This is a genomic window from Aneurinibacillus aneurinilyticus ATCC 12856 (assembly GCF_000466385.1).
In the GTDB taxonomy this organism is placed as follows: domain Bacteria; phylum Bacillota; class Bacilli; order Aneurinibacillales; family Aneurinibacillaceae; genus Aneurinibacillus; species Aneurinibacillus aneurinilyticus.
The window spans coordinates 1-762 of sequence record NZ_KE952773.1 but is presented as its reverse complement, the minus strand read 5'-3'; the positions used below and the strand labels follow the sequence as shown (position 1 = coordinate 762).

Genomic DNA, 762 nt, shown 5'->3' with positions numbered 1-762 from the left:
ACCGTTTGTCTGCTCCCCAATATACCATATCAAAACCCATGGAGCAGCGTGGTGTTCCGTTAGAGGAAAATCCTGTCGGTGGTTCTTTTTCATTTCGTAAATTAAGCGGAATAATGGCTTGTGCGTTCAGTTCATGAGCAGCTTCATAATTCTTTAGCTGGTCATAGCCAGCATCCATCATGATAAATTCGATGTCGATATCTGAAACTTCAGCCGCTTTATTCATCAATGCGGGTCCCATGTCGCCGTCATTTACATGAGCAGGTGTGACTTCTACAGCAATGGGAAGCTCACTTTCCGTATCCACAGCAAGATGAATTTTGTAGCCAAACCAGGTGATTTTGTTGCCATACGTATCGAACTTGGCACCCCACGTGGCATTTCCTGTGGTTTCAGACTTCTTCTTCGGCTGTTTTCGTTCATACGCTTCAATCGCTGTACTATCAATAGCAAGATGCTGTGTGATTATCAGACCTTCGGTCTGACAGGAAGAAACCAAGTCGTGAAATAACTGCTCAGCTATCTGCTTTTCCACCATATCCGCGAATACACGACTAAATGTAGCGATAGATGGAGCATCCTGATCTAGACGAAAGCCACATTGATAACGAAAGCGTAAGTCTGTTTGTAAGCGACGATGCAGCATGGTAAATGTCGTAATGCCTTCCATAGGTGCAGCCAGAAAAGCGCGTAGAATGGCTTCGCGGCAATATCCTGGTGCTCCTTGAGGGGTATGACTTTTTAATTGTTTGGCATATGGAC

General features: G+C 44.9%; 1 protein-coding gene. It reads right to left on the bottom strand.

Annotated elements, in window-relative coordinates; all coding sequences use genetic code 11:
- Positions 1-762: transposase (locus tag HMPREF0083_RS10430; protein WP_021621282.1), on the bottom strand; the 762-nt coding region annotated here is incomplete at both ends.